The following is a 17,218-nucleotide window of genomic DNA, read 5'->3' as shown; positions in this document are numbered from 1 at the left end:
CCCCGGATATCCGAACGGCCGAAGTTACGGTGGCGACCGGCGACTGCACGCGGATCACTGTCCCGCGGCGCGGAACCGTCCGATCCGGCGCGCCGCGGAATCGGGCTCATTAGTTGAATCCGTCCAGCCGTCGGCGAGTTCGGCCAGCGCGAACCAGGCCGCGTGCACCCGCTCGTCGGCGGCGTCGTCCGCCGTCCGCAGCAGCGCGATCGCGCGTACCTGCGCGGCGGCCATGCCGTCGACCAGCGAGCCCAGCGATTGGGCGTGCGGACCGCGGATGTACCGACCCACCCAGTCGTCGATTCGCACGATGAGTTCGGCTCGGCGGCTGTCGATTTCGGCGGTGCGCAACGGTAAGTCACGCCTGGCCAGATGCAGTTCGGCAAGTGCGCGGGCCCAGCCGGTCACCGGATGGGTGTCGGGCTCGTCGCCGATGTGCCCGCAGAATGCCGCGAGCAGCTCGTGCCAATCGGGCAGAGCGGCGCCGGGACCACCGGCCCAACTCTGGGGATCGCCGGGTTGCGGTACGTACACCTCGTGTACCTCCCAGGACTGCGGCGTGCGGGAGCGGTCTGCACAACCCCTTGCAGACCGCACCGCGCCCGCTATCACTCTGTGTGCGCACCCGGCACCGCACACACGGGTACCGGACCGCGAGCCCGGCGCGGCAAGGGCGGGCCGCGCCGGATCCGGTGCGCCGCAATCGCGAAGGGACATCTACTGCGGCACCGGGTGCACATTCCAGCATGCACGTTCCCGGCGGCCCTCTCACTGCCCTTTCGGTGGCCCAACGGTGACCGTTGGGACCGGGATCGCACACCGCCTGGCCGCCGGTGCGGGACACCGTTACGCTTGTTCAGGCTTCGGGGGGATTCGGGTGAAAGGTGTGTTTCAGCGTGAGTTGGTCTTTCACCCCGGATGAGTTCGCACACATCTGGCGCGAGACCGGCCTGGACCGTCACCCGTTCCCGATCCGGATCCTGGAAAGCCCGCACACCGAGGCACAGGCAGAGGCGCTGCACGGAGAGCTGCAGGGCCGCCTGCCGTCGGGCTACGATCCGGATCTGTCTGCGTGCCTGCGCATTCTGGCCCGCCCGCACACCCGGGTGGTGGCCATCGGCGGCGGGCACACGCCCGGAAGCGAGATCCGAGCCCTGGGCGCCACCGTCTACGACCATGCGGTGCTGGCCGTGCAGGACTCCGGGCCGTCCGCGGATTTCGGTGGACACGTACATATTTCGATCGGACACAGTGCCAAGCTGGGCAACCGGATCGCCGCGCTGCTGCCGGACGCCCCGCCGGGACGGGAGCCCGCACGCACGGCCGCCGCCGAGGCGATCCGCGACGAGGAGACCGTGGTCGCCGCCGACCCGGTGGCGCCCCGCATCCGGCGGCTGCTGCTCAAACCCCATACCGCCGAGGGGCATATCCGCATCGAACCGCGGCTGGACCGCGAGACTCCGCCCGCACCGGTCTATTACACCTGGATCGACGTCGCCGGGGACGGCCGCTACCTGATCCGCGCGGGCGATCAGGTTCATCTGGCGCCCGCCTCGGTCCCACAGATCGCCGCCCACCTGCAGAAGCGCATTCCGCGATGACGACGACCGATCACCCGGCAGCCGCACATACAGATCGCCGCCCACCTGCAGAAGCGCATTCCGCGATGACGACGACCGATCACCCGGCAGCCGCACATACAGATCGCCGCCCACCTGCAGAAGCGCATTCCGCGATGACGACGACCGATCACCCGGCAGCCGCACATACAGATCGCCGCCCACCTGCAGAAGCGCATTCCGCGATGACGACGACCGATCACCCGGCAGCCGCACATACAGATCGCCGCCCACCTGCAGAAGCGCATTCCGCGATGACGACGACCGATTACCCGGCGGCCGCGCATACCGCGCCGTGTCCGGCACAGCGCCGATCTGCCGCGTCCGCGCGATCCGGAAAACGCGGCACACCTGCACAAACGTATGCTGTGCTGAAGTGCAACGACATCGTTTCACATCCCGGCCCGGCCCCGGTGCCGTTAGGCTGGGCACGACCGAGGAGAGCCCGAGGGGGTGCGCAGTGACGACCGATTCCAGCCAGGCCGACATCGCCCGATTCCTGCAGGCGGCACGGACCGGCACAGTACGTTTCGACACGGACGCGGCGCGCAGCTGCGCCGCGCTGTACGAGGACCAGGCCGAGAGGTTGCTGTCGTTACAGCAGAACCTGGAGTCGGCGTCGCGGTTGGAGGGTTTCGGCGGCTTCTTCTCCGCGCAGCAGTTGCAGGCCGGGTTCGCCCGCAAGGCCCGCGACGCCGCCGAGGCGCTGGACAGGTACATCGCGGCCTCCTACCGGATGAAGGAGGCCTTCCTGATCAGCGGCGGACTGTACGCGGAGGCCGACGCCGCCAATGCCGCTGCCCTGCGGGCAATCTCGTCGAGGCTACTCCGATGAGCGCCGCGCAACCGCGCCGCAGCGACCCCGAATACATCAGTGCGATGGAACATTTCGAGTCGATGCCGCCGCAGGAGATCTACGCGAAGGCCCAGCAGATTGATGCCGCGCAGATTCTGCAGGCGTCGACGGTGTGGCTGGAGAGCGCCGCCGCCATCGCCGGGTCGATGCCGATCACCGGCAATTCCAGTGACCAGGTGATGAATTCGGCGGGCTGGGAGGGCGCGGCCGCCGACGCCGCGCGCGCCGGCGCCCGCAGCCTCGCCGCCGCCCTGGACGAACTGGCCGAGGTGATGGCCGAGGTCGGCGGCCGGCTGGGTGCGGTGGCCGCCGCGGCCGAGGCGGTGAAGCTTGCCGTGGCCCCGCCCGGCGAGGCCGGACCGATCGGCGCCATTGCCCGCGTCCTGGAGGGCGCGCGCGTCATCGATGCCCAGCAGGTCCAGGAGACGCTGCGCCAAGAGGCGGTGATGGCGATGAACATGATCTACAAACCCGCATATTCGGTGGCGGGCACCGGCGTTCCGGCCCTACCCGACCCCCCCGAGCTCCCGGGCGCCACCACCCCGAGCACCCCGCACGCGAATACCACTGCGCCGCAACAACATCTGCCCCAGCAGCAACCCTCCGCCCCCCACCAACAGCAGCCTTCGCAAAACCCCACTCCCCCAGCAACTCCCGCGCCGTCACAGTCGACCCCGAACACGGCACCACCACCGACCACCCACGCCCCCGCCCCACAGTCGACGGCCCCCGCCCCACAGACGCCTACCCCCGCCCCACAGTCGACGGCCCCCGCCCCACAGGCGCCTGCGCCCGCAGCGCCTGCGCCCGCAGCGCCCGCGCCCGCAGCGCCCGCGCCCGCAGCACCCGAATCATCAAGCCCCCCAGCACCTCCGGCGCCCGCGACACCGGCGGGCCCACCCCTCAACGACCCGGGCGGTCAGCCGGGCATCACCGGTCCCATCCCGAACAGCACGGCAGCACCCGCCCCGGGCCAGTCCGGCGTCACTCCCGACCACTGAACCTGGCGGTGCGGCGCGCGAAGCGGCGGATCGCCGCCGCCGTGTGAGGGACCCCTCACGACTAGTCCGTCCGTGCGCGGCGATCCCGTCCGGATGCCATCCCGGCACAAGCTGCCGGAACGGGAAACCGTTACACCTTGACCAGGTCGTCGGCGTGAATAACGGGGCGCTGCATGCCTTCCGGGAGTTCGTTCGTGGAACGCCCGATCATGGTCTGCAGTTCGGTGCTGTCGTATTCGGCGACGCCACGGGCGACCACCGCGCCGTCGGGGGCGATCAGGTCGACGACGTCGCCGCCGTAGAAGCGGCCGCGTACGCCGGTGATGCCGGCGGCGAGCAACGAGTGGCGGCGCTCGGCCACCGCGCGCACCGCACCGTCGTCGAGCAGGACGGCGCCGCGGCTGTCGGCGGCATGGCGGACCCAGAACTTCCTGGCGGACAGGCGAACCGGGCGCGCGGCGAACGCCGTCCCGGCGCTCGCGCCACTCAGCGCGGCCTCGGCGTCGGCGGCGGCGGCCAGCAGCACCGGCACCCCGGCGTCGGCGGCCAGCCGCGCCGCGGACAGTTTCGAGGCCATGCCGCCGGTGCCGAGCGCGCCGCCGCTGCCCGCGATCACCCCGTCCAGATCGGCGCTGCTGCGCACCTCGGGAATGAAGGTCGCCGAACCCTTGCGCGGGTCGCCGTCGTAGAGGCCGTCCACATCGGACAGCAGGACCAGGGCGTCGGCGCCGACCAGGTGCGCGACCAGCGCGGCCAGCCGGTCGTTGTCGCCGAAGCGGATCTCGTCGGTGGCGATGGTGTCGTTCTCGTTGACGACCGCGATCGCATGCAACGCCCGCAGCCGGTCCAGGGTGCGCTGGGCGTTGCGGTGATGTTCGCGCCGGGAGAAGTCACCGGCGGTCAGCAGCACCTGCCCCACCGTGCGGCCGTACCGTCCGAAGGAGGTCCCCCACGCATGCGCCAGGGCCAGCTGCCCGACGCTCGCCGCCGCCTGCTTGGTCGCCAGGTCTTTCGGCCGCGAGGACAACCCGAGCGGGGCGATGCCCGCCCCGATGGCGCCGGAGGACACCACGACAACATCGGATCCCGCGCGCATCCGCGCCTCGACGGCATCGGCCAGCCGATCGAGCCGGCCCGTGTCCAGCCCGCCCTCGAGGCTCGTGAGCGCCGATGACCCGATCTTGACCACCACGCTGCGTGCCGACGCGATCGCCCGGCGCGCCTCACTCAACTCGCTGTCCGAATCCACCTGTGTCATACCGGAACTCATCAACCTTCACCCGAACCGATCAGCACCACAATAGTTTCCGCATGCCGCCGCCCGCACGAGTCCGTCGCGCAGATCACACCGCGCGGCGGCGGACTACCCGGGCGGGAGAACGCATTTCGCTGACGAAACGCGGAGGGCATCGAGGGCAGGCCGGGGTCACCCGCTGCCCGGACCGCCGCGTCCGTTCGGAGGCCCGGCAACGAATGCGGGTCCCTGCAACGAATGCGACGCGCTGCGATCATTCGGATATTTCGTCCTCGGTGACCAGACCACGGCGAACCCGGGAGGCATGCTTCCGCTCGGCGGCCGAGATGCGGTCGCTCTGATCGAGGCGCGGGTCCACGCCGCGACGAGTCAGCAGCGTCTCGACCCCGGCGGAAATCGCGGGCTCCCAGTCGAAGCAGTAATCCGCGATGGTCACCGACGCGCCCGGCTCGGCACCCATCTTGACCAGCTGCTCCTCGACACCGAGCCGGGCCAGCCGGTCGGCCAGGTAGCCCACGGCCTCGTCGTTGTCGAACTGGGTCTGGTGCACCCAGCGCTCGGGCCGCTCGCCGATCACAATGAACCCGCCCTCGACCTCGGGATCCCGAATGACCCGGAAACCGCTGTCGCCCTTGGCGACCGGGCGAATGACCTGCCGCTTCGGCTCCGCCTTCGGATGCGCGGCTCGGTACTGCGCCACCATCTCGGCCAGGGCGAAGGTCAAGGGCCGCAAGCCTTCCCGGCTCACCGCGGAGATCTTGAAGACGGGCCAGCCGCGCTCGGCGAACTCGGGCGTCACGAAGTCGGCCAGCTCGTCGGCATCGGGGACATCGGCCTTGTTCAGGATGACCACGCGCGGCCGATCGGCCAGATCGCCCAGACCGGCGTCGCCCTTCAGCGCGGGCTGGTACGCGGCCAGCTCGGCCTCGAGCGCGTCCACGTCCGAGACCGGATCGCGCCCGGGTTCCAGGGTGGCGCAGTCCACCACGTGCGCGAGCACCGCGCACCGCTCGATGTGCCGCAGGAAGTCCAGCCCGAGGCCGCGGCCGTCGCTCGCACCGGGAATCAGACCGGGCACATCGGCCACGGTGAAGGTCGTGTCACCCGACTGCACCACGCCGAGGTTCGGCACCAGCGTCGTGAAGGGATAGTCCGCGATCTTGGGCTTGGCCGCCGACAGCACCGAGACGAGCGAGGACTTGCCGGCCGACGGAAAGCCGACCAGCCCCACGTCCGCTACCGATTTGAGCTCGAGGACGAGATCGCGCTCCTGCCCGTCCTCGCCGAGCAGCGCGAAACCGGGCGCCTTGCGCGATTTGGACACCAGCGCGGCATTGCCCAGCCCGCCGCGTCCGCCCTGCGCGGCCACGTACGTCGCGCCCGCGCCGATCAGATCCGCCACTACCTCGCCGTCGGGGCCCAGCACGACGGTGCCGTCGGGCACCTTCAGCAGCAGATCCTGGCCCTGCTTCCCGTCGCGGTTGCCTCCCTCGCCGGGCTTGCCGTTGCCGCCCTTGGCGTGCGGATGGAAGTGGAAGTCCAGCAGGGTGTGCACGTTCGGGTCGACCTCGAGGATCACATCCCCGCCGTTGCCACCATTACCGCCGTCGGGTCCACCCAGCGGCATGAACTTCTCACGACGCACCGAGGCACATCCGTGGCCGCCCTTGCCCGCGTGCACGTGCAAGACGACACGGTCGATGAACTTGGACATATCGGTGATCATCCTCCTTCAGGACTGTTCGTTTGCAACGCCACCCGGACGAGCGGCACCTGTAGACAGCAAAGCGGGCCAGGGGTTCTGACAAACCCTGACCCGCTTCGGAAAAAGCTTGTGGAGCGAACTCCGGTGCGCCGGTCAGGCCTGCACCGGCTCCGGAACCACGATGTTCACGGTCTTGCGGCCACGCTTGGTGCCGAACTGCACCGCGCCCGCCTCGAGGGCGAACAGCGTGTCGTCGCCGCCACGGCCGACGTTCACGCCGGGGTGGAAGTGCGTGCCGCGCTGGCGAACCAGGATCTCGCCGGCCTTGACGGCCTGACCGCCGAAGCGCTTCACGCCGAGCCGCTGGGCATTCGAGTCGCGACCGTTGCGCGAGCTGGATGCACCCTTCTTATGTGCCATTTCAGAACTCCTCGTGCCGGGGTGCGAACCCCTGGTCGGACTACTTGATGCCGGTGACCTTCAGGACCGTCAGCTTCTGACGGTGGCCCTGACGCTTGTGGTAGCCGGTCTTGTTCTTGAACTTGTGGATGCGGATCTTCGGACCCTTGGTCTGGTCGATGATCTCGGCGGAGACCGAAACCTTCGCCAGCTTGTCCGCATCGGTGGTCAGCTCAGCGCCATCGACGACGAGCACGGGCGCCAGCGACACCGCGCTGCCCAGCTCACCCTCGATCTTCTCGACCTTCACCAGGTCACCGACCGCGACCTTGTACTGCTTTCCGCCGGTCTTGACGATCGCGTACGTTGCCATCGGTCGGCTGCCCTCTTCTCTGCTAGTGCTCGGCACTCTGCTCGCGGCGGTTTGCCGGTTCACACCGGAAAACCACCGTACGACTGGTCTGGTAATCACGCCGCCTCAGCGCTTGGTGGCCCTTGCGGAGCCTTGAGAGCTCGTTCGAACCGGGGCCACGGGCACAGCACAAGACAGTGCTGTCGCCGAGCAGCGACTGTCCAAGATTACAGGACGCGGCCTGCTGTACCTAATCGGGCCCGGGCCGCACGCACCCACCGACTCGACGCTCGGCGGCCCCGCCCAGCTCGGGCCCGCCATGCCCGCAGGTACGCAGGGGTGAACTCGCCGCAACCGCGCGCGGGCTCAGGAAAGCCCGTGGCCCCGCCGTCGAGACGGCGGGGCCACGGGCTGTGATCGATCACTCAGTCGTTCTGCTCCGGGGCGCCCGCAGCGCGACCCGCACCACGACGGCGCGGGCGACTGCGCGGCACCACGACCGGCGGCTCGAAATCGGTGAGCGAGACCGCGGGGGCCTGCGACTGGTCCGAGCTGTTCAGCACGAACACCGCCGCGGTGTTGTCGGTGCTCGGCGCGGACGACGTGCGGGCCACCCGGCGACGCTCCCGACGCACCGGGGCCGACGCGGATGTCGCCGTGGCGGCGTGGGCCGGGGCCGCCTGCGACCGATCGGAGTCACGATGCGGCTGCGCGGTATCGGCGCCCGAGTCGGCATGCGCTGCAGCCGGTTCGCGGTGGGCGGTGCCATTTTCACCCGCCGCGACACGGTCCGGCGCACTCTCCGCCGGGGTCGAAGCAGCGGTGGCAGATCCATCCGGCTCCCGGGTCGATGCCGACTCCGATGCCGCATGCTCCCGGCCCGCCTCGCGACCGGACCGCATCCGGCGCCGACGGGTGCGAACGCCCTCGTCGGCCTGAGCCGCCGCGCCGGACACCTCCGCCGCCTCCGGCTGTGCCTCCGACTCAACCGCTTCGGCCTCGGCAGCCTGCACGCCGTGGGCCTGCGCCTCGTGCGGCTCGACATCCTCGCCGTGATGCGCCGCCATGGCCAGCGCCACCGGATGCGCCCGCCGGGCGGCCGCCTCCTCCTCCGCGGCATGCGCATCGACCGGAGCGGGGATCGCGACGACCGGAGCCGGTGCGGCCGGCTTCTCCTTGTCCTTGCGGCGACGCCGGCCCTCGCGACGGCCCGCGCCCTCCTCGGCGGGTGCGGATTCGACCGGGTAGTCGTGCACCAGGATGCCGCGACCGTGGCAGTGCTCGCAGGTAGTCGAAAACGCCTCGACCAGTCCGGTGCCCAGCTTCTTGCGGGTCATCTGGACCAGACCCAGCGAGGTGACCTCCGACACCTGGTGCCGGGTGCGATCGCGCCCCAGCGCCTCGGTCAGCCTGCGCAGCACCAGATCCCGGTTGGACTCGAGCACCATGTCGATGAAGTCGACGACGATCATGCCGCCGATGTCGCGCAGCCGCATCTGGCGCACGATCTCCTCGGCCGCCTCCAGGTTGTTGCGGGTGACCGTCTCCTCGAGGTTGCTACCGCCCGCGCCGGTGAACTTGCCGGTGTTGACGTCGATGACGGTCATCGCCTCGGTGCGGTCGATCACCAGCGTGCCGCCCGAGGGCAGCCACACCTTGCGATCCAGGGCCTTGGCCAGCTGCTCGTCGATGCGGAAACTGCCGAAGACGTCGACACTCTGGTTGTCGTACTGCTCGACGCGGGCCAGCAGATCCGGCGCGACGGTGCGGATGTAGTTCTCGACCGTCGTCCACGACCGCTCGCCCTCGATGACGAGCTTGGAGAAGTCCTCGTTGAACAGGTCACGGATGACCTTGACCAGCAGGTCCGGCTCCTCGTAGAGCGTCTTGGGCGCGCCCGAGCCGTTCTTGGACTGCTCCTCGATGGTCTTCCAGGTGGCCTGCAGCCGCTCCACGTCGCGGGCCAGCTCGGCCTCGGCCACGCCCTCGGACGCGGTGCGGATGATCACCCCGGCGTCCTGCGGCACGATGTCGCGCAGAACCTCCTTGAGGCGCTTGCGCTCGGTATCGGGCAGCTTGCGGCTGATGCCGGTGGAGGTGCCGCCGGGTACGTACACCAGGAAGCGACCGGCCAGGCTGATCTGAGTGGTCAGGCGGGCACCCTTGTGCCCCACCGGATCCTTGCTGACCTGCACCAGCACGGTGTCGCCGGGCTTGAGCGCCTGCTCGATCTTCCGCTCCTTGCCGCCGAGCCCGGCGGCCTCCCAGTTCACCTCGCCGGCGTACAGCACGCCGTTGCGACCGCGGCCGATGTCGACGAAGGCCGCCTCCATGCTCGGCAGCACGTTCTGCACCCTGCCCAGGTACACGTTGCCGACCATCGACGCCGAACCGGTGCTGGTCACGAAGTGCTCGACCAGGATGTTGTCCTCGAGCACCGCCACCTGGGTGACCGCGCTCGGGTGGTCGGTGAAGTCCTTCTCACGCACGACCATCACCCGGTCCACCGACTCGCGGCGGGCCAGGAACTCGGATTCGGTCAGGATCGGCGGGCGACGGCGCCCGGCCTCGCGGCCGTCGCGACGGCGCTGGCGCTTGGCCTCCAGGCGGGTCGAGCCGCTGATGCCCTGCACCTCGTCGACCGAGGCGGATGCGCGCCGTTTGTTGCGCGGCTCGCGCTCGTGCACGACGGTGTTCGGCGGATCGTCGTCCGACGGCTCGGACTCGGCATCCTCACCGGCCTTGCGGCGGCGACGGCGACGACGGCGGCGGGTCGAGCCCTCCGGCTCCGCTTCACCCTCGGACGCGCTCTCCTCGCCCTCGGTGTCGGCGGAATCCTCGGCGGATTCGGCGGATTCGGCCGGCTCGTCGATCTCGTCGGACTCGTCGTTCTCGTCGCCGTCGTTGTCCGCGGACTGCTCGCCCCGGCCCCGGCCCCGGCCGCGGCGACCCCGGCGGCGGCGGCGCGAACGGCCGCCGTCATCGGTGTCGTCGTGGGACTGATCGTCGTCCCAGTCGCTGGTCGCGGCGGCGTCCTCGGTCTCGGCGGAATCGTCGGACTCGGCCGCGACGGCCTCGGAACCCCGGGCCGATTCGGCCCGAGCGGGCTTGTCCTGCGTGGTGGAGCCCGTGACGACCGGTTCCTCCGCCGTGCGCTCCTCGGCGCGCTCCTGCTCGGCCTTGGCCTGCCGGGCCGCCCGGCGCTGACGGCGGGCCTCCTCGGCGGCCGCGGCATCCGGCGACAGGAACAGCGGCGCGGCAACCACCGCGGGCTGTTCGAAGGTGACCGGCTCGACGGTCTGTGGCTGGTGACTCTGGAAGGGGCTGGTGAACAGCGACTGCCGACGCGGCTCGGCCGGCTCGGCGGGCTTGCCGGGGGCGGACTCCTCGGCGGCCTGCGCCGCGACCGCTGCCTCCGGGGCGGCAATTGTCACCGGCTCGGGAGCCGACTGCTCGACCGGCTCCGCGGGCGCGGTCTCGGCCGGTGTGGTTTGCGCTGCTGCGGCCTCGACCGGTTCGGCGGGTACGAACGCCTCCCGCACGGATTCGGCGACCGTACGGTCGAGGCTCGATTGGGCGCTGCGTGCCTCGGACCCCATGTCGGTCAGATGGGCCAGAATGCGTTTGCTGGTGGTTCCCAGCAGCTTCGCCAGCGCGTGCACCCGGATACGTTCCGGCAACTGCGCCGCCTCCCCTACCCCTGGCGCCGACGCCGGCGCGCGTCCATTGTTTTCTTGCGACGTTTCCTGCGGCTCTTGATCGGCCACGAAATCTCCTCGGACCCCCGGGCGCGTCCCACTCACATACGAGAGTGACGCGGCCGACGCGGGGGCGCTGTCTGTTCGCCTGCCGCCCCGTGGACGTCAGGCCATATGGTCTTCGCTCCGCGTAACCCGTTATCACGGTGTTTGTCGTCGTTCGGGTAACCGATCACGCGGCGCCTGGCTGTTGGCTTCCAACACCAGGGCCCGAGCGCTCATCCAGCGTGCGCCGGACAGCCGAGTCTTGGTAACCGTCCGGGGCAGCGATGATCGGCGTCGAGCCGAGGTGCCATGCGGTTGCGCTCCTCACCAGCATATACGGCCGATATCGAAGCACATCCACAGCCAGTATCCCACACCCGAGGTAGTTACCCTGCCTTCACTGTGCCTGAGTTGCCGCCGCCGGACTTCCGGGCGACCGCACGACCAGCACCCGGATGGCATTGCGGGCATCCGGGACGAGCGAGGCGAGAGTGTGCGGGACCAGCGACTACTGGGCGAACTGCGGGAACCAGAGGGCGATCTCGCGCTTGGCGGATTCGGGCGAGTCCGAGCCGTGCACGAGGTTGTACTGGGTCTCCAGGGCGTAGTCGCCGCGGATGCTGCCCGGGACCGCCTTCTCGACCGGGTCGGTGCCGCCGGCGATCTGGCGGAAGGCGGCAATGGCGCGCGGGCCCTCGAGGACCGCGGCAACAACCGGCCCCGAGGTGATGAACTCGATAAGCGAGCCGTAGAACGGCCGCTCGGCGTGCTCGGCGTAATGGGCGGCCGCGAGCTCCTGCGGCACCTGCTTCAGCTCCAGCTCGGCAATCTTCAAGCCTTTGCGCTCGATGCGGGTGATGATCTCACCGACCAGGCCACGGGCCACGCCGTCCGGCTTGATGAGTACCAACGTCTGCTCAGTCACGCGGGCAACTCTAACCGGCACGCCCGTGGTACCACGAACCACCGGGTCGTATCGTCGTCCGGCCCGCGGTGACGCCGGGCGCCGCTAAGCGCGCTGACTCGGCAGCAGGCCGCGATCCATGCGCTTTTTGACATCGGCGCGCAGGATGAAGATGAACGCCCACACCGAGACGAAGACGATGCCGATGATGCCGATGGACAGGTGGATGAACGCCCCCACCAGCAGCAGCACCTGCATCGCCACATTGAATCCCAGCGCCCACGGGCGCCGCTGCAGCCCGGCGCCGAGGATCATCAGCACCGCCAAGCCCACCAGATAGGTGATGGACCACCAGCTCAACCCGCCGCCGACCGAGGCGACCACCGGCAGGGCCAGCAGCACGGTGATGGCCTCGAGCACCAGCGCACCGGCCATCACCCCGCGAAAGCCCTTCCACGGGTCGGTGGCCGGGGGCGGCACGGATTCCTTGTTGGAGGCTGCGTCATCGGACATGGCTAAGCAGGATCCTTTCCGAACAGCGAGCGGGCCGCGCCCGCGGTGACGACCGATCCGGTGACCACGATTCCCGCCCCGGACACCGGCTCGCCCGCATCGCCCGCCTCCTCGGCCAGGGCGATGGCGGTTTCGACCGCATCGGCGAGGGTGTCCGCGGTGACGACCCGTTCGTCGCCGAACCGCTGGACGGCGATATTCGCCAGATCGTCGACGGGCAGCGCCCGGGGAGAGCCGTTGGTGGTCACAACGATCTCGTCGAAGACCGGCTCGAGCGCCTCCAGGATGCCCGCCGCATCCTTGTCGCCCAGCACCGCGATCACCCCGATCAGCTTGCGGAAATCGAACTCGTCGGTCAGCGTCGCGGCCAGGGCCTTCGCGCCGTGCGGGTTGTGCGCGGCGTCCAGGAAGATGGTGGGCGCGCTGCGCATGCGCTCCATCCGCCCCGGGCTGATCGCGCTCGCGAATCCGGCACGGACGGCGTCGATGTCGAGCTGCCGGTCCGCGCCCGCGCCGAAGAACGCCTCGACCGCCGCCAGCGCGAGCGCGGCATTGCGAGCCTGATGTTCCCCGTGCAGGGGCAGGAAGATCTCGTCGTACACGCCGCCCAGGCCCTGGATCTCGAGCACCTGCCCGCCGACCGCGATGCGGCGCGAGAGCAGCCGGAACTCCGACCCCGCGCGGGCAACGGCGGCGTCGGCCTCGACCGTCCGGCGCAGCAGCACATCCATCGCCTCGGGCTCCTGCTCGGCGATGACGGCGACGGTCTCGCGCGGGGACAGCGGATCCTCGGGCGCCTTCTTGATGATCCCGGCCTTCTCCTTGGCGATGGAGGCGAGATCGTTGCCCAGATAGTCCATGTGGTCCATGCCGATCGGGGTGATCACCGCGACCTGGCCGTCGACGACGTTGGTGGCGTCCCAGGTGCCGCCCATGCCGGTCTCCACGACCGCGACGTCCACGGGCGCCTCGGCGAACGCCGCGTAGGACATCGCGATGAGGACCTCGAATTTGCTCAGCCGCGGCCCGCCCGCGGCCTCGGACTGCTTGTCGATCATCTCGAGGTAGGGCTGCAGTTCCCGGTAGATCTCGACGTACTTGCCGGGCGTGATGGGCTCGTTGTCGATCGCGATGCGCTCGGTGGCCAGCTGCAGGTGCGGGCTGGTGATGCGGCCGGTGCGCCGATGCAGCGCGGTCAGCAGCGCGTCGATCATCCGGGTGACCGAGGTCTTGCCGTTGGTGCCCGCAATCTGGATGGAGGGATAGGTGCGCTGCGGCGAGCCGAGCAGATCCAGCAGGGCCACGATCCGGGTCAGCGAGGGCTCGAGTTGCCGCTCACCCCAGCGCTGGTCGAGTTCGGCCTCGACCAGCGCCATCTCGGCCAGATCCACGGGGGACGGCCCGGAATGCAGGCGATCGGGTGCTCCGAAATCCGGCGAATTCACGTGCTCTCCCTTCACTTCCCGGCCGCCAGCCGCGCGATCTCCTCGAGACGCACGGTGATTCGCGCCACCTCGGATTCCGCGACGTCCCGGCGGGTGCGGATCTTCGCCACCACGTCGTCCGGGGCCTTGGCCAGGAAGGCCTCATTGCCGAGTTTGGCCGTGGTACCGGCCATCTCCTTCTGCGCGGTGGCCAGATCCTTCTCGAGGCGGCGGCGTTCGGCGTCGAGGTCGACCGTGCCGGAGGTGTCGAGTTCGACGGTGACCGTCGCGCCCGACAGCCGCACCTCGAGCGACGCGGTGGCGGTGAAGTCGTCCCCGGGCTCGGTGAGCCGGGCCAGGTTCGCGATCTCGGCCTGCTGCGCAACCAGATCCGCGGCCTCGATGCCGATCAGCCTGGCCGCGACCTTCTGCTTGTCGGTCAGGCCCTGGTCGCTGCGGAACCGCCGGATCTCGCTGATCATGCGCTGGGCATCCGAAATGCGGCGCGCGGCAACCTTATCGGCCGCGACGCCCGAAGCCTGCGGCCAGCTGGCGACGACAATGGAATCACCCTCGCCCCCGGCGGTCAGCGCCTGCCACAGGGATTCGGTGACGAACGGGATCGCCGGATGCAGCAGGCGCAGTACGGAATCCAGCACATTGCCGAGCACGATGCGGGTACTCGCGGCACGCTCGTCGGACTCGGCGAATTGCACCTTCGCCAATTCCAGGTACCAGTCGCACAGTTCGTCCCAGGCGAAGTGGTACAGCCCCTCGCATGCCTTGCCGATCTCGTAGCGATCGAAGGCCGAATCGACCTCGGCCCGAGCGGCTTCCAGCCGATCCAGGATCCACCGGTCGGTATCGGTCAGGGTGGCCCGATCGGGCAGCTCGCCCGGCGCCGCGCCGTTCATCAGCGCGAACTTGGTGGCGTTGAACAGCTTGGTGACGAAGCTGCGCGAGGCCGTCACGTGCGGGGTGCCCACGGACAGGTCGCTGCCCGGCTGGGCGCCGCGCGCGAGGGTGAATCGCGTTGCGTCCGCACCGTATTCGTCGATCCACTCCAGCGGGTCGACACCGATGCCCTTGGACTTGGAGTACTTGCGGCCGAACTCGTCACGAATCAGGCCGTGCAGGAACACGTCCCGGAACGGCACCTGCGGCTCGCCGGCCGGCTTGCCCGCCGTGAGGACCGCATCGTCGGCGACGAACGTGCCGAACATCATCATCCGCGCCACCCAGAAGAAAAGGATGTCGTAGCCGGTCACCAGCACGCTGGTGGGATAGAACTTCGCCAGCTCCGGGGTCGCGTCGGGCCAGCCCATGGTCGAGAAGGGCCAGAGCCCGGAGGAGAACCAGGTGTCCAGCACGTCGGGGTCCTGCACCCAGCCCTCGGGGGCCTGCTCGTCCGGTCCGACACAGGCGATCTCGCCCTCCGGGCCGTACCAGATCGGAATGCGGTGGCCCCACCACAGCTGGCGCGAGATGCACCAGTCGTGCATGTTGTCCACCCACTCGAACCAGCGCGGTTCCTGGCTCGCGGGGTGAATCGTGGTGTCCCCGTTGCGAACCGCGTCGCCTGCGGCCTTGGCGAGGGATTCCACCTTCACCCACCACTGCATGGACAGGCGGGGCTCGATCGGCTCGCCGGAGCGCTCGGAATGCCCGACGCTGTGCACGTACGGCCGCTTCTCCGCGGCGATCCGGCCCTCCTGCGCCAGGCGCTCGCGGATCTTGACGCGGGCCTCGAACCGATCCATGCCATCGAATTCGGTTCCGCTTTCGGCGATCTTGCCGGTCTTGTCCATGATGGTGGGCATGGGCAGGCCGTGACGCAGGCCGAGCTCGAAGTCGTTGGGATCGTGCGCGGGGGTGATCTTGACTGCGCCGGAACCGAATTCGGGGTCGACGTAGTCGTCCGCAACGACCGGGATCTGCCGGCCGGTGATCGGGTGGTAGAGGGTGGTGCCGACGAGCGCGGCGTAGCGCTCGTCCTCCGGATGCACCGCGACCGCGGTATCGCCGAGCATGGTCTCCACTCGGGTGGTGGCCACGATCACGTGCGGCTCATCGTCCTTCAGCGACCCGTAGCGCAGCGAGACCAGCTCGCCCTCGACGTCCTCGTACTTCACCTCGACGTCGGAGATCGCCGTCTCCAGCACCGGGGACCAGTTCACCAGGCGCTCGGCGCGGTAGATCAGGCCCGCGTCGTACAGGCGCTTGAAGATGGTCTGCACGGCCCGGGACAGGCCCTCGTCCATGGTGAAGCGGTCGCGGTTCCAGTCCACGCCGTCGCCGAGGCGACGCATCTGGCCCTGGATCGCACCACCGGATTCGTGCTTCCAGTCCCAGACCTTCTGCACGAACAGCTCGCGGCCGAAGTCCTCCTTGGACTTGCCGTCGGCGGCGAGCTGCTTCTCGACCACGGACTGGGTGGCGATGCCGGCGTGGTCCATGCCGGGCAGCCACAGCACCTCGTAGCCCTGCATCCGCTTGCGGCGGGTGAGCAGGTCCATGATCGTGTGATCGAAGGCGTGGCCCATGTGGAGGTTGCCGGTGACGTTGGGCGGGGGCAGCACGATCGAGTAGGGGGGCTTGTCGCTGCTCGCGTCGGCCGCGAAGTAACCAGCGGCTACCCAGTGCTCGTACAGGTCGGCCTCTACCTCGCCGGGATTCCAGCTCTTGGGGAGGACGTCGGCACGATTTCGCGGGTTCTCAGGGGCTGTGCTGGTCACCGTGTGATTCTAAGGGTTGACTTTGCGCCCGAGCCGGGGGCCCGGCGGAGTTGTGGGAGAAACCCGAAGGGCGGGGTTTTCGGCGGATGAGGGACACCGAAAACCCCGCCCACGAGATTCAGATTACCGCCGTTTCGGGCCATAATCCCTTTTCCATATGGAATTCTCAGGTTTTTCCCGAACCCATTGTGTTGGTGCAGCTTTGCTGTTCAGGCGCCCCTCAGGTAGTCGCCCGTCGAAATCGCGCGCTGGACTGGCGAAAAGCCGAAACGTCTGCTGCACTTACTCCCCGGAAAGCCGGGCCGCGCCGCAGCCGTGCGGCGGCCACGCACGAAAGAGGGGTATCCATGCGTACTCGAACGTTGGTCGTCGCCGCCGCCGCGGCCGCCGTCGCGGGAATGGTGGGCGCGGGCTCGGCCGCCGCGGCCGCACCGGTCGTCAATCCGAAGACCGGCGGAATCGGGATCGAGTTCGACCACGGCGAGACGCAGTCGCTGGCCAACGGTCCGGTTCCCGCGCTGCTCGAGCAGGTCGTGCCCCGCAGCGCCCTCAGCGTGTCCATCCGGCCGGATTCGCAGCTGCGCGCGATCGGTAATCACGTCTACGCGGATATGCCCGATGTGATCAACGAGGCCGCGAGCCACCCCGACGGCAGGTTCGCCCTCGTTGTCGCCCCGGGGCCGCGGCTGGTCGTCGTGCAGGCCTGGTAGGA

General features: G+C 69.5%; 14 protein-coding genes. 4 read left to right on the top strand and 10 right to left on the bottom strand.

All coding sequences use genetic code 11. From position 1 onward, the window contains the following. Positions 1 to 54: 54 nt before the first annotated feature. Positions 55 to 534 carry a DUF4254 domain-containing protein gene (locus KO481_RS14925; RefSeq protein ID WP_215917694.1) on the bottom strand — a complete coding sequence of 160 codons (480 nt, stop codon included), beginning with the start codon at positions 532 to 534 and terminating at the stop codon, positions 55 to 57. Positions 535 to 896: 362 nt separating this feature from the next. Here KO481_RS14925 and KO481_RS14920 point away from each other — a divergent pair, with 362 nt between their 5' ends. From KO481_RS14920 to KO481_RS14910, 3 genes are all read left to right on the top strand, one after another. Next, positions 897 to 1,601 carry an ESX secretion-associated protein EspG gene (locus tag KO481_RS14920; protein ID WP_215917693.1) on the top strand — a complete coding sequence of 235 codons (705 nt, stop codon included), beginning with the start codon at positions 897 to 899 and terminating at the stop codon, positions 1,599 to 1,601. A gap of 478 nt (positions 1,602 to 2,079) precedes the next feature. Next, positions 2,080 to 2,454, top strand: a complete 375-nt coding sequence (locus tag KO481_RS14915) for a hypothetical protein (protein ID WP_215917692.1) — start codon at positions 2,080 to 2,082, stop codon at positions 2,452 to 2,454. Further along, positions 2,451 to 3,476 carry a hypothetical protein gene (locus tag KO481_RS14910; protein ID WP_215917691.1) on the top strand — a complete coding sequence of 342 codons (1,026 nt, stop codon included), beginning with the start codon at positions 2,451 to 2,453 and terminating at the stop codon, positions 3,474 to 3,476. Before KO481_RS14915 ends, KO481_RS14910 begins: the two co-directional genes overlap by 4 nt. Positions 3,477 to 3,606: 130 nt before the next feature. Here the strand turns inward: KO481_RS14910 and proB are convergent, their stop codons facing one another. From proB to KO481_RS14865, 9 genes are all read right to left on the bottom strand, one after another. Further along, positions 3,607 to 4,734: a glutamate 5-kinase gene (proB, locus tag KO481_RS14905; protein WP_443677996.1), complete on the bottom strand. Its 1,128-nt coding sequence runs from the start codon at positions 4,732 to 4,734 to the stop codon at positions 3,607 to 3,609. Positions 4,735 to 4,984: 250 nt separating this feature from the next. Next, a complete protein-coding gene (gene obgE / locus KO481_RS14900; protein ID WP_215917690.1) occupies positions 4,985 to 6,445 on the bottom strand; it encodes a GTPase ObgE in 1,461 nt (486 codons plus the stop codon). Positions 6,446 to 6,589: 144 nt separating this feature from the next. Next, positions 6,590 to 6,856, bottom strand: coding sequence for a 50S ribosomal protein L27 (rpmA, locus tag KO481_RS14895; protein ID WP_215917689.1), 267 nt, complete (start codon positions 6,854 to 6,856; stop codon positions 6,590 to 6,592). Positions 6,857 to 6,896: 40 nt separating this feature from the next. Further along, positions 6,897 to 7,208 carry a 50S ribosomal protein L21 gene (rplU, locus tag KO481_RS14890; RefSeq protein WP_215917688.1) on the bottom strand — a complete coding sequence of 104 codons (312 nt, stop codon included), beginning with the start codon at positions 7,206 to 7,208 and terminating at the stop codon, positions 6,897 to 6,899. A 404-nt stretch (positions 7,209 to 7,612) separates the two neighbouring features. Further along, entirely contained in the window at positions 7,613 to 10,954 is a 3,342-nt protein-coding gene (locus tag KO481_RS14885) for a translation initiation factor IF-2 N-terminal domain-containing protein (protein ID WP_215917687.1), read from the bottom strand. A 484-nt stretch (positions 10,955 to 11,438) separates the two neighbouring features. After that, positions 11,439 to 11,855, bottom strand: a complete 417-nt coding sequence (gene ndk / locus KO481_RS14880) for a nucleoside-diphosphate kinase (protein WP_215917686.1) — start codon at positions 11,853 to 11,855, stop codon at positions 11,439 to 11,441. Positions 11,856 to 11,939: 84 nt separating this feature from the next. After that, positions 11,940 to 12,347 (bottom strand): DUF4233 domain-containing protein, encoded by a 408-nt coding sequence (locus KO481_RS14875; RefSeq protein WP_215917685.1) that lies wholly within the window; start codon positions 12,345 to 12,347, stop codon positions 11,940 to 11,942. Between the two features lie 2 nt (positions 12,348 to 12,349). Continuing rightward, the gene (gene folC, locus KO481_RS14870; protein WP_308166613.1) at positions 12,350 to 13,792 is read right to left on the bottom strand and encodes a bifunctional tetrahydrofolate synthase/dihydrofolate synthase; all 1,443 of its coding nucleotides are present in this window, start codon (positions 13,790 to 13,792) and stop codon (positions 12,350 to 12,352) included. Positions 13,793 to 13,803: 11 nt separating this feature from the next. Then, positions 13,804 to 16,506, bottom strand: a complete 2,703-nt coding sequence (locus tag KO481_RS14865; protein WP_215917684.1) for a valine--tRNA ligase — start codon at positions 16,504 to 16,506, stop codon at positions 13,804 to 13,806. A gap of 347 nt (positions 16,507 to 16,853) precedes the next feature. On the opposite strand from KO481_RS14865, the gene KO481_RS14860 reads away from it, so the two are divergent. Then, positions 16,854 to 17,216: a hypothetical protein gene (locus KO481_RS14860; protein ID WP_215917683.1), complete on the top strand. Its 363-nt coding sequence runs from the start codon at positions 16,854 to 16,856 to the stop codon at positions 17,214 to 17,216. The last annotated feature ends 2 nt before the right edge of the window (positions 17,217 to 17,218 follow it).

The sequence above is a fragment of the Nocardia albiluteola genome, assembly GCF_018860155.1.
GTDB classification, from domain to species: Bacteria; Actinomycetota; Actinomycetes; order Mycobacteriales; family Mycobacteriaceae; genus Nocardia; species Nocardia albiluteola.
The sequence above is the reverse complement of the archived record's forward strand: the minus strand, read 5'-3'. Positions and strand labels throughout refer to the sequence as shown.